Source organism: Pedobacter sp. BS3 (assembly GCF_008274585.1).
In the GTDB taxonomy this organism is placed as follows: Bacteria; Bacteroidota; Bacteroidia; order Sphingobacteriales; family Sphingobacteriaceae; genus Hufsiella_A.
This window is the reverse complement of sequence record NZ_VTRT01000004.1, coordinates 381,707-392,945: the sequence shown is the minus strand read 5'-3', so window position 1 is coordinate 392,945 and position 11,239 is coordinate 381,707. Positions and strand designations below refer to the sequence as shown.

11 protein-coding genes are annotated in these 11,239 nt (G+C 41.8%); 7 read left to right on the top strand and 4 right to left on the bottom strand.

Annotated elements, in window-relative coordinates; genetic code table 11:
* Positions 1 to 49: 49 nt before the first annotated feature.
* Both FW774_RS13330 and FW774_RS13325 read right to left on the bottom strand, forming a co-directional pair.
* Complete coding sequence (locus FW774_RS13330) at positions 50 to 460, bottom strand: TonB-dependent receptor plug domain-containing protein (protein WP_149348689.1); 411 nt, start codon at positions 458 to 460, stop codon at positions 50 to 52.
* Between the two features lie 512 nt (positions 461 to 972).
* Complete coding sequence (locus FW774_RS13325) at positions 973 to 1,866, bottom strand: diacylglycerol/lipid kinase family protein (RefSeq protein WP_242457826.1); 894 nt, start codon at positions 1,864 to 1,866, stop codon at positions 973 to 975.
* Positions 1,867 to 2,088: 222 nt separating this feature from the next.
* On the opposite strand from FW774_RS13325, the gene metK reads away from it, so the two are divergent.
* Positions 2,089 to 3,357, top strand: coding sequence for a methionine adenosyltransferase (gene metK, locus FW774_RS13320; protein WP_149348687.1), 1,269 nt, complete (start codon positions 2,089 to 2,091; stop codon positions 3,355 to 3,357).
* Positions 3,358 to 3,761: 404 nt separating this feature from the next.
* Here the strand turns inward: metK and FW774_RS20455 are convergent, their stop codons facing one another.
* The gene (locus FW774_RS20455; protein WP_187774898.1) at positions 3,762 to 4,565 is read right to left on the bottom strand and encodes an energy transducer TonB; all 804 of its coding nucleotides are present in this window, start codon (positions 4,563 to 4,565) and stop codon (positions 3,762 to 3,764) included.
* A gap of 147 nt (positions 4,566 to 4,712) precedes the next feature.
* On the opposite strand from FW774_RS20455, the gene FW774_RS13310 reads away from it, so the two are divergent.
* A complete protein-coding gene (locus FW774_RS13310) occupies positions 4,713 to 6,116 on the top strand; it encodes an MBL fold metallo-hydrolase RNA specificity domain-containing protein (RefSeq protein ID WP_149348686.1) in 1,404 nt (467 codons plus the stop codon).
* On the opposite strand, the gene FW774_RS20450 is transcribed toward FW774_RS13310, so the two are convergent.
* Positions 6,113 to 6,289: a hypothetical protein gene (locus tag FW774_RS20450; protein ID WP_187774897.1), complete on the bottom strand. Its 177-nt coding sequence runs from the start codon at positions 6,287 to 6,289 to the stop codon at positions 6,113 to 6,115. The two genes, FW774_RS13310 and FW774_RS20450, sit on opposite strands and share 4 nt — an antisense overlap.
* Before the next feature lie 197 nt (positions 6,290 to 6,486).
* On the opposite strand from FW774_RS20450, the gene FW774_RS13305 reads away from it, so the two are divergent.
* The 5 genes from FW774_RS13305 to FW774_RS13285 all read left to right on the top strand — a co-directional run bounded on the left by FW774_RS13305 (position 6,487) and on the right by FW774_RS13285 (position 11,225).
* Positions 6,487 to 7,503, top strand: a complete 1,017-nt coding sequence (locus FW774_RS13305) for a sensor histidine kinase (protein ID WP_149348685.1) — start codon at positions 6,487 to 6,489, stop codon at positions 7,501 to 7,503.
* A gap of 39 nt (positions 7,504 to 7,542) precedes the next feature.
* The gene (locus FW774_RS13300; protein WP_149348684.1) at positions 7,543 to 8,025 is read left to right on the top strand and encodes a GNAT family N-acetyltransferase; all 483 of its coding nucleotides are present in this window, start codon (positions 7,543 to 7,545) and stop codon (positions 8,023 to 8,025) included.
* A gap of 133 nt (positions 8,026 to 8,158) precedes the next feature.
* Entirely contained in the window at positions 8,159 to 8,872 is a 714-nt protein-coding gene (locus FW774_RS13295) for a LytR/AlgR family response regulator transcription factor (RefSeq protein WP_149348683.1), read from the top strand.
* A 309-nt stretch (positions 8,873 to 9,181) separates the two neighbouring features.
* A complete protein-coding gene (locus tag FW774_RS13290) occupies positions 9,182 to 10,468 on the top strand; it encodes a site-specific integrase (protein ID WP_149348682.1) in 1,287 nt (428 codons plus the stop codon).
* A 10-nt stretch (positions 10,469 to 10,478) separates the two neighbouring features.
* Positions 10,479 to 11,225: a Fic family protein gene (locus tag FW774_RS13285; RefSeq protein WP_149348681.1), complete on the top strand. Its 747-nt coding sequence runs from the start codon at positions 10,479 to 10,481 to the stop codon at positions 11,223 to 11,225.
* Positions 11,226 to 11,239: the final 14 nt, after the last annotated feature.

Here is an 11,239-nt window from a genome sequence, read left to right as displayed (position 1 = left end):
GAATTAAATAAAAAAAGCCCAAAAATGTTTTAATAGAAAGTTAAAATGGCTATATTTTTTTCAGGTCGATAAGAATAGCGCCGTACTGACCTTTTTCGCCATAAAGGGATATGGCCTGCTCGTTATCCAGCACTTTAACGCTGGCTATAGTGCCGGGATCTATATTTTGCAGCTTATTGCGGGCTTCACGTACTTTATACGGTTCACCGTCGATAATGTACAGGGTTTTGCTGCTTTTGGTAAGTGTATTGTTTATAAATAACCCGGTTCCCGTACCATAAAATTTACCGATGGTTTCGCCGATGGCGGCATTACCGGCCTTGCGACCAATAGAAGCCCCAAGGTTACTTCCTGCCAAAGCGCTTAACGAGCTCAGCCTGTCTGCCACATTCATAGACTGACACGACGCGGCCATCATGGCAATCCCTATCAGGAAAATGGGTACAACGGGCTTTTTCATTAAATGCTAATTTAGGTATCCGGTTTCTTAAAGGTAGAAACTTAATTACTAAATATCAAAGAAAAATTTGTTAAAAATGTTTTAGGAAAGGTGAAAAGGCGGAAGGTAGAAGGTTTAAGCTAATGGCTGATAGCTAATGGACAGTTGACAGTTGACAATGGACAATGGACAGTTGACAGTTGACAATGGACAGTTGACAATGGACAATGTAAGCTAATAAACGAATAACGAACAACAATCTAAAATCTAAAATCTCATGTCTAATATCTCACATCTCAAATGAGAAACAAGATCATAGAAGCAAGAGACAAGACGTCTCCCCTTTCCTTGCGCCACCGCTAAAGCTAAGGCGGCACGCAGTCGGAGAGGGGTTGGGAGAGAGGCTAAACAAGAACAAAGAGACATGAAAGGTAGAAGGCTGAAAGACGGAAGGCTGAAGGTTGAGCGAAGCGAATTCTCCTTCCTTTGAGAGGGCCGGAATGGGCTAATCGGATTGAGGTTAAAAAGCTTGGTTATGATATCACCAGCAATGAGGCCGGCTTTACCTGCACATTAATTTCAGTGCCCATAATATACGGCTCACCGTCTACATGCACAGGCCCTTCGCTCTGCCTGGATATTTTTATATCTTTTCCCTTGATAATTTCCACATACCTGGACTTATCGGCTGTTTTGGTAAACATGCGGGTAACCATAGCCGGAAATTCGTATAGCGGGAAGGGTTTAATGATACATACATCAAGCAAGCCATCTTTAACAGTTGCCGTTGGTGAAACATGCGCATTATTGCCGTATTGCGATGAATTGGCAATGCTTAGCATAAATGCCCGCCGCTCTACGTTCAGGCCATCCACGTTTAATATATAATTCTCTGGCTGGTATTTCTTTATTTCGGCCAGTGTATTGGTTATGTAGCCACCCAATCCGCGTTTTTCTCCTTTTGCAAAACGGGCGCTGATACGGGCATCGAAACCCATACCTGCCATATTAAAAAATTTCTTACCGTTTAAAACGCCCGAGTCTATGGCATACGCCTGCATGGTATTCAGCCGGTTTACCGCCTTTTGCCGTGACATCGGTATTTTTAACGCCCTGGCCAGCCCATTGCCCGAACCACAGGGTACAATGCCCATTATTTTCCCCGAGCCTTCCATAACCGAACCTACTTCATTAATAGTGCCATCGCCGCCTACGGCCACAACAATATCTGCTCCGTCTGCCAGTGCTTCGGCAGCGAGCTGGCTTCCATGACCCGGAGCATCTGTAAAGCGGTAAACGGGCAAAAAGCACTGCTTATCCAACTGCTCATTTGCTAATTTAGGAAAATTGGCTTTATGCTTGCCGCCCGAGATTGGGTTGATAATAAATACAATATGCTTCTTCAATGTGGCTGCTATCGGTAACAAAAATAGTTTTAAATTTTGGAGAAAGTAAAAATTAGCATAGTTTTGTGCCCATTAGTGGATCGATTTGCGTTGATTGCAACCACGTAAAAAAAAGTGCTAAATACAACTTGGTTTTACCTCTCCAATCAACTCCCAAACGATTTACGAATAACGGACAATAAATTAAGAACAGGCCGTTTACATGTTTTTTGACTTTTAACTTTTGACTCTTAACTTCATACTATGTCATATCTATTTACATCAGAATCAGTTTCTGAAGGACACCCCGATAAAGTAGCCGATCAGATTTCGGACGCATTGATTGATAATTTTCTGGCTTTTGACCCTAACTCAAAGGTTGCCTGCGAAACGCTGGTAACAACCGGGCAGGTGGTTTTAGCCGGCGAAGTAAAATCCAGCGCTTACTTAGATGTACAAAAAATTGCCCGCGAAGTGATCAACAAAATTGGTTATACCAAAGGCGAGTATATGTTTGATGGTAATTCCTGCGGAGTGCTGTCGGCCATTCATGAGCAGTCGCCCGACATTAACCAGGGGGTTGACCGTAAAGATAAAAAGAAGCAGGGCGCCGGCGACCAGGGCATGATGTTCGGTTATGCCACCAAAGAAACCGAAAATTATATGCCGCTGGCCTTAGACCTGGCGCATAAAATTTTAATTGAGCTGGCCGAATTGCGTCGCGAAAATAAGCAAATTAAATACCTGCGTCCTGATGCTAAATCACAGGTAACGTTGGAATATAATGATAATAACGAACCGGTGCGCATTGATGCCATCGTGGTTTCTACCCAGCACGATGATTTTGACAGCGAAGAAAAGATGCTGAAAAAGATCAGTGATGATGTGATCAATATCCTGATTCCCCGTATCGTTAAAAAGTACCCGCAATTCAAAAAATTGTTTAACAAAGACATCAAATACCACATTAACCCTACGGGGAAATTTGTTATTGGCGGGCCTCACGGCGATACCGGATTGACCGGCCGTAAGATCATTGTAGACACTTATGGCGGAAAAGGTGCACATGGTGGTGGTGCTTTCTCCGGAAAAGACCCTTCAAAAGTTGACCGTTCTGCAGCCTATGCAACCCGTCATATCGCTAAAAACATTGTGGCAGCCGGCGTAGCCGACGAAATCCTGGTACAGGTATCGTATGCCATTGGTGTGGCGGAACCGATGGGTATTTATGTAAACACCTACGGCACAGCTAAAGTAACCGATAAAAAAGGAGTGGTTTTATCTGATGGTGAAATTGCTCAACGTATCGGGAAACTGTTTGACATGACTCCTTACGGCATTGAAACCCGCCTGAAACTGCGCAACCCTATTTACTCAGAAACTGCCGCTTACGGCCACTTTGGCAAAAACAACGAGACCGTAACCAAAACTTTTAAAGGCTCGGATGGTAAAGAAAAGAAAGTAAAGGTTGAACTGTTCACCTGGGAAAAACTGGATTACGTGGACAAGGTGAAAAAAGCGTTTGGGCTGTAGTTGTGGGTTATACGTTGTAAGTTATAGGTTATACGTTATACGTTGTAAGTTATAGGTTATACGTTATACGTTGTAAGTTATAGGTTATACGTTATACGTTGTAAGTTATAGGTTATACGTTATACGTTGTAAGTTATAGGTTATACGTTATACGTTGTAAGTTATAGGTTATACGTTATACGTTGTAAGTTATAGGTTATACGTTATACGTTGTAAGTTAATAGGTTATACGTTATACGTTATACGTTGTAAGTTTTACGTACAAGCGGCAGCATACCTTCGTGATTGTATTCCTCAAATCTATATTTTGCCCGGACGCCACAGACAGCCTTCAAAACGTTGTCTGTGGTCTAAATTTTTAGCCCAGGCAGTAGTTTCACAGAAGCGGGGCTCCCATTTTAATTCTATTCAGCCCAGGTTGTATTGATTTCCACCGGCATAGTAAATGCACATCGTACCGGACTTCCGTTTTTCATTCCGGGCGTCCACTTTGGCGATAGCTTCAACACCCGTATCGCTTCGGCACCGGTTCCATAGCCCAGATCCCGCAGAACCTTAATATCGCTTAACGAGCCATCTTTCTCTACAATAAATGATACCAAAACCAGTCCCTGTAAATTTTGCCGGATCATGGCATCGGTATATTTATAATTTTCGCGGGTAAAAGCGTTGAATTTTTTTGTGCCACCCGGAAATACCGGTTTCATGTCCATTGTTTCCTGATATACATTATTATCTATAGTTTTACCAGTTGCTTTTAAATTTAACATAATGGGCATAGTAAAAGCTACCCGTACCAGTTCCCCATTTTGTATACCCGGTTTCCATTTTGGCGATTGTTCTAATATCCGTATTGCTTCTTCTCCCGTACCCATACCTAAATCCCGCAATACCTTAATATTAGATAAACTTCCGTCTTTTTCTACAATGAAGCTCATGGTGACACGTCCTGAAACACCATGCTCTCTTGCTTCTTTTGAAAAATGATAGTTTTTATCAAGAAAGGCATAGAATTTCTCTATACCCCCAGGAAAGCTGGGTAGCACTTCTACACTGGCAAAATCATGCACCCGGTTGTCTGTACTATCTAATAACGTTTGTGTTGTATTTTGTGGACTTGCCTTAGCCATTATTAATGAAGCCATCAGCATTATCATGGTTAATGGCATTACAGCCATAAATACTTTAAGTGAGGTTTTAACTGGCATGGTTTATACTAATGTATAGATTTACGATACCGAAACTACAATAAAATTTCTAACTATTTTTTATTTTACCAAACTTTCAGCTATCAAATACGGTTAAACAGCATTCGATTATTTTTACTTTTGACCTTGCTCAATTCCTTTTAACTCATGAAAATATCCTTCCATGGCGCCGCACGAAACGTTACCGGCAGCAAGCATTTAATTACCCTGAATAACGGAACCCGCATTTTATTAGACTGCGGCATGTTCCAGGGAATGGGTCAGCAAACCGACGTATTGAATGAACATTTTGGCTTCGACCCTGCCTCTGTTAACTACCTGATCCTTTCGCATGCGCATATCGACCACTGCGGTCTCATTCCACGCCTGGTAGCCGAAGGTTTTTCCGGAAGCATTTTCTGCACCGCTGCTACCATGGACCTCACACGCATATTACTGCTTGATTCGGCTAAAATACAGTTGCAGGACACCGAATACAGTAACAAGCATCGTCAGCGCCGTGGCTTACCACTGCTTGAACCGCTGTACAGCGAAGATGATGTGATGGAAACCATGCGGCTTTTCAATATTGTGGATTACAATACTAATTTCGAGATAGACCCGCGTGTTACCGTCAGGTTTACCGATGCCGGTCATATCATCGGAAGCGCCGCTGTACATCTTTCCATTATCGAAGATGGAAAACCCATACAGCTTACTTTTAGTGGCGATGTTGGCCGGTATGGCGACCTGCTGCTTAAAAACCCGCAAACTTTTCCGCAAGCTGATTATATCATCCTCGAATCTACCTATGGCGATTCGCTTCATAAAGACCTGGTACCCATAGAAGACGAACTGTACGAGATTATCCGGCAAACCTGCATGATAAAGAAAGGCAAGCTGATCATCCCGGCATTCAGTGTAGGCCGCACGCAGGAATTATTGTATGCGCTTAACGCGATGGAACTGAAAGGCAAATTACCCGATATACCCTATTATGTAGACAGTCCGTTATCTGAAAAAGCCACCCAGGTGCTTAAAAATCACCCGGAAGTATATAACGACGGCGTAAAGCGGGTGCTCAAGACAGATGAAGATCCGTTCAGCTTTAAAGGATTACGTTTTGTAGAAAGTGTAGAGGAATCAAAAATGCTGAATGATGATCCACGGCCATGTGTCATTATATCGGCATCGGGAATGGCCGAGGCCGGCCGGGTTAAGCATCATATTAAAAACAATATCAATAATGCTAAAAACACCATTTTAATGGTGGGCTATTGCGAACCGTCCTCGCTGGGTGGAAGATTGCTTGCCGGGGACCGGGTAGTGGATATTTTCGGTAATGATTATCATGTCAAGGCTGAAGTTCGTTCTATTAAATCCATGAGCGCCCACGGCGATTATGAAGACCTGCTTCAATTTGTATCGTGCCAGAATGCTAACCGGGTTAAAACCCTTTTCCTGGTGCATGGCGAGTATGATGTTCAGCAGCATTTCAGGCAGACGTTGCTGCACAACGGGTTTAAGCGGGTTGAAATTCCCAACCTTCACCAAACCATGATTCCCGCTTAAAACAGGGCTTTAACAAAAAGACCTTTAACGGCAGGTAATTCAAAATTAAGGCTGGCATTCAGGCGCTCGGGCGAAACGGCATCGTGGCCGGCAAATGCCAATATGCCAATACAAACAAACACAGGTAATAATACCAGTAAGAAAGGCGAAACTGAGCTGAATAACTTCTTCATAACGGTTGTTTTTTAGTTGACGATTCAAAGCAACAGCAAGTTTCACACGTATTAAAATTATTTAGACTTACAGGCCTTTTTATTAGATAAACCGGCGCCAGGCAGGAATAAGCGCTAATTTGCCTGTTGGCAGATAAATTTAGCCAGTTGGTCTAAACCGTCGGCCGTTACTTCGCATCCGAATGTATATTTAAGCAATGAATAAAACCCGGAGTATCGTACTGCATGCCTGCGTGTGGATCGCCATCATCCTGTTGCTGCTGTTTATCAGCAGTAAAAACGCGGATGTTACCACAAAGGGCATTGTTATCTATGTATATTTCGGAGTTATTAATATTGCCGTTTTTTATTCCAATTACCTGTACCTGTTTCCCAAATACCTGATACAAGAGCGTTACTGGCGATACGGCGTTACCGTTATTCTCCTGATACTGGTTTCGGCCTTAATCAAATACGGTATGGCTACCTTTTTCAAGGATATCATACTGATACGGGGCGACAACAAAGAATATCATCTTACCTTTTATGAATACTACCTTGCGGCGATTTTTACCAGCACGTTCTTTGTATTCTTAAGCTCAGGGTTTAAGTTCTGCATAGACTGGTTTATCAATGAGCGTGTACGTAAAAACCTGCAAAGCGAAAAGCTGACAGCCGAGCTCGCCTTCCTGAAATCACAGATAAATCCGCATTTTCTGCTTAATTCCCTGAACAATATTTATTCGCTGGCCTACAAACAATCGCCCAAAACACCGGAAGCCGTATTAAAGCTCTCTGAAATGATGCGTTACATGCTGTACGAGAGCAACGATAAACAGGTGGAGCTGGCCAAGGAGATCCGGTATCTTGAAAATTATATCGAGTTACAGAAATTGCGGTTTAAAGACCAGGTCTATATCAATTTCTCGGTGTCCGGCGATTATAGCGGGCAAACCATTGCTCCGCTTATCCTGATTCCTTTTGTGGAAAATGCCTTTAAACACGGTTTGGCAACCGATGCCAATAACCCGATAACGATCAGCATTACAACAGCAGGGAAAAAGTTATCCTTTCGCCTGCGCAACAAAAAAAGCAAGCTCAATAAGGATGAGACCGGTGGTATCGGTCTGCAAAATGTTATCCGGAGGCTGGATCTGCTTTATCCGCGGCAATATCACTTACAAGTGGATGATACAGAACAGGTATACCAGTGTGAATTACAGTTAGATTTATGATAGCGGTCAGGCAAAAACGACAACATCGCCAAGAAAAAAATGACAGTTAAAAACCAAAATATAACTTTTGATAAACTTGATAAGGACGACCAAATTCCTTACGAACTTTTGTTGCTTGCAGACCCGTCAAAAGAATTAGTTGACGAATACTTGAAACAGTCAGACATTTATATAGCAAGACAAAATGGCGAAACACTTGGCGTTATCGTGTTATTTCTATTGACAACAGAAACAGTTGAAATCAAAAACGTTGCTGTAAAACCAGAACTTCACGGACAAGGAATTGGTAGCTTTTTGATAGAAAATGCTGTCCAGGTTGCCTTGCTTAACAGACAAAAAAATATTTGCATCGGGACAGCAAATTCAAGTGTCGGGCAACTTTATTTGTATCAGAAACTTGACTTTGAAATAACGGGCATCAAAAGACATTTTTTTACGGACAACTATGCTGAACCGATTTACGAAAATGGTATTCAAGCGAAGCACATGTTGGTACTGACAAGAGAGCTAAATGACGAATGAAAAAACTAACATAACAAATACCCGAACCGCTAACAAGGGTTTGCCAAAAAACGATGAGGCTCCTGTGATTTGATTGATTAATCTCAACCAATTGTAGCTTTTACTTTTTACTTTTGACTTTTTACTTCATAGTATGATACGATGTTTGGTAGTAGATGATGAGCCGTTAGCGTTGGATATTTTAACGGATTACGTAGAAAAAGTCCCCACGCTGAACCTGGTTAAAGCAACAACAAGCGCTTTTGAGGCCCTTGAGCTGGTACAAAACGGGCAGGCCGACCTGGTTTTCCTGGATGTACAGATGCCAGAGCTTACCGGCATTCAGTTCCTGAAAATTATCAATAAAAAATGTGCGGTGATATTGACCACGGCTTATCCGGAATATGCCCTGGATGGCTACGAGCTTGAAGTAACCGATTACCTGCTAAAGCCCATCGCGTTCGACCGTTTTTATAAAGCGGTACAAAAGGTGCAGGCTGCCTCAAATCCGCCGGTCAGCAAAACCGAAGCTCCGGCACAACAGCCTGCCAACGATTTTATTTTTGTAAAAACCGAACATAAAATCCAGAAGGTAGACCTTAACGATATTCTTTACATCGAAGGGTTAAAAGATTACATTTCCATATTTACCGCTACAGAACGTATCATCACTCTGCAAAATATGAAAAAAATGGAAGATGTGCTTCCGGCGGGGCAGTTTGTACGGGTTCATAAATCCTATATTGTAGCGCTTGATAAAATTGAAAGTATTGAGCGAAGCCGTATTTTTATCGGCGATAAGATCATCCCGATAGGCGATACCTACCGTGATTATTTTTTCAGACTGATTGATGGGAAAAATATATGATTGAAGGTTGAAGGTATCCGTATAAGGTTTAATCAGGTTATTTCTCTCAAAGAATGACGCTTTTAGTGACGCATAAAAGAGAAAACCGCATTGTAGTATACTACAGTGCGGTTTAGTGGTACCAGCTGTACCGTAACCCTGCTATTTTATTAAGTTAAACGAAACCAAAAAACCGTATTAAATGCCATTTAAACGCATTTTGTGATTAAGAGCAGTTAAACAAAATAAGGACTAATTAAAAAAAAGTGTACCCAAATTTGTACCCAAATTTAAAAATGGGTACACTTGTACTGTTCAATTATTCAAGTAATGGCAGACGTAAATTTTTACCTGCGGGATAACGCAGCAGAAAAGGAAACGGGCGTAATGCTGTTTCTTTCTTTCTATGGCAAAAGGGTTAAGATTGGAACTGTAGAAAAGATAAATCCCAAATACTGGAATGCAAAAAAACAGCGTGCAAACAAAACGGGTTTCCCTACTCATGTAGAATTTAACCAGCGGTTGGAGAACTACGAAAAATCAACCCTGAATATTTACAGACAGTATTTAAACGATAACGACGGGGAACAGCCCCGGCCTGACACCATAAAAGAATTTATACAGGCAGAGCTGTTTAATAAACAACAGCCTGAAAAGACCCTGCATCATACCCTTGTAACCTATGCCGAACATTTTTTGAATGAAATTGAAACCGGGCGGCGTTTGACCAAAACCGGAAAACCTCTATCCAGCTCAATTTATAAAATCTACAAAACACACCTTTCGGTATTAAAACAGTTTCAGGCTAAAAGGCGCAAACCCATATTGTTTGAAGATGTTACCCAAGATTTTTACTATGACTTTGTAAAATTCCTGACCAACAGCCGTAAATACTCGAACAATACCATAGGCAAACATATCAGGACATTAAAGGCGATACTAAAAGATGCAAGTTTTGCAGGGATAAACACCCGGATAGATTTCACAAGGTTTACAGCCATTACAGAGGATGTAAACAATATCTATCTAAACCCGCAGGAACTGGAAACTATCTTTAACCTGGACTTATCGCAGAACCCACGTTTAGAACGTGTGCGGGATCTGTTTTTAGTAGGATGCTGGACAGGGCTGCGGTTTTCCGATTTCAGTAATATTAATCCCAAAGACATTAAAGGCGAATTTATAGAGGTTAAGACCCAAAAGACGGGCAAACCTGTAGTTATCCCTATACACCCGGCAATAACGGCTATAATGAAACGCTATGAGGGATTAACAGAAAACAGCCTGCCCCTGCCGATCAGCAACCAAAAACTAAACGATTACATTAAAGAAGTTGGAGAGCTGGCCGGGATAAATGAAACGATACAAAAAGAGCGCACTACAGCAGGAGTTAAAACGGTTATCAGTACGCCTAAATATGAACTCATTACAACCCATACAGCCCGCAGGTCTTTTGCTACCAATGCCTATAACATGAACGTTCCAACCCTAACCATAATGGCAATAACAGGACATAAGACCGAAAGTAATTTTATGAAATACATAAAGGTTACGCCGAAAGAACACGCTGAAAAATTACGTGAAATATGGCATAGGCAGATGTTAAAGGTTGTTTAAAAAATACACTATGAATAAAGACACACTACTACAGCAGATAGACAGCCTTAAAACGGAATTAGACCGCTACAGGCAGAACGATAACCAGCGCATTAAAGAAGCATTAGAAACAGAATACACCTACGAAAGTAACCGGATAGAGGGCAACACATTAACCCTGATGGAAACTGAATTAGTTATTCACAAAGGATTGACCATTTCCGGCAAACCCTTAAAAGACCATTTAGAGGCAATTAATCACACTCACGCCCTCGACTTTATAAAAGACCTTGCAAAGAATAAAGAGCCGTTTACAGAGCCTGTTTTGCTGGACATACACCGTTTAATACTGCGAAGCATCAACGATCAATACGCCGGGAAATACCGGGATGTACAGGTGCTGATTTCAGGTAGTGAATTTGTGCCCCCGCAGCCCTTTTTAGTGCCTAAGCAGATGGAAGATTATTTCAGGTTTTACAATGAGCAGAAAGACAGCCTGCACCCTGTAGAGCTATCAGCAGAACTGCATGAGCGGTTAGTAACCATACACCCGTTTATAGACGGAAACGGACGTACAGCCCGCCTGATAATGAATTTAATTCTGATACGGAACGGTTACCCGATTGCCATACTGAAAGGCGACAGCGAAACCCGGCTAAAATATTACAAGGCATTGGAAACAGCACAGACAGGCGGAAATAAAACCGACTTTATTTTATTGGTTGCTGATACTGTAAAACAGGCATTAGAGAAGTATTTAGGTATTTTAAGGACTTAATATATCATTCATTC